At 69.7% G+C, this 1,088-nt stretch carries 1 protein-coding gene; it reads left to right on the forward strand.

Going from position 1 to position 1,088, the window contains the following annotated elements; translation table 11 throughout:
• A partial coding sequence (locus ACSFA3_RS25370; protein WP_435508096.1) for a thiamine pyrophosphate-binding protein occupies window positions 1-1,088 on the forward strand: 1,088 nt, incomplete at both ends.

A 1,088-nucleotide genomic window follows, 5' to 3' on the forward strand; every position in this document is an offset into this window, starting at 1 on the left:
CAGTCCGCGCTGACGACCATGCCGGCCGACCTGTCGCCGCTGCCCATCGAACGGCCCGTGCCCTCGGCTGCCTCGCTCGACGCACTGGCTGCGCGGCTCGCGACAGCGAAGCGCCCGATGCTGTGGGTCGGCGGTGGCGCGCGCCACGCCCGTGCGGCCATCCAGCGCCTGCAGAAGCTCGGCTTCGGCGTGGTCACCACCACGCAGGGCCGTGGCACGGTGCCCGAAGACGATGCTGGCTCGCTCGGCTCGTACAACATCCACAAGCCGGTCGAGGCGCTGTATCAGCGTTGCGACGCGATGCTGGTCGTCGGCTCGCGCCTGCGCGGCAACGAAACGCTCAAGTACGAACTGAAGCTGCCGCGACCGCTGATGCGCATCGACGCCGATGCGGCCGCCGAAGGCCGGGGCTATGCCACCGACCTGTTCGTGTGCGGTGACTCCGCGCTGGCCCTCGAAGGCCTGGCCAACCGCCTCGAAGCCGCAAAGTACAAGGCCGACCCCGAACTGCTCGCCGACCTGCGCGCCGCGCACGAGCAGGCCGTGGCCTCGCTCACCGACGGCCTCGGCCCGTATGCCGAGCTTGTGAAGGCGCTGCAATCTGCCGCCGGCCGCAACTTCAACTGGGTGCGCGATGTCACGGTGTCGAACAGCACCTGGGGCAACCGCGAGCTGCGCATCTTCGAACCCAGCGCCGGCGTGCACGCCACGGGCGGCGGCATCGGGCAGGGCATGCCCATGGCCATCGGCGCGGCCATTGGCGCGGCCGAAACGGCCTCGGGCCGCAAGACCTTCTGCCTGGCCGGCGACGGCGGTTTCATCCTGAACCTCGGCGAGCTCGCAACCGCCGTGCAAGAGCAGGCCGACATGGTCATCGTGCTCATGAACGACAAGGGCTATGGCGTCATCAAGAACATCCAGGACGCGCAGTACGGCGGCCGCCGCTGCTATGCCGACCTGCACACGCCCGACTACGCGCTGCTGTGCAAGTCGCTGTCGCTGCCGCACACCCGCGTGCAGCGCATGGACGAGCTGAAGGCGAAGCTGGGCGAGGCGCTGGCTGCAAGCGTCGTCGTCGACAACCGGCC

This window comes from Variovorax glucosi (assembly GCF_051216695.1).
GTDB lineage: Bacteria > Pseudomonadota > Gammaproteobacteria > Burkholderiales > Burkholderiaceae_C > Variovorax.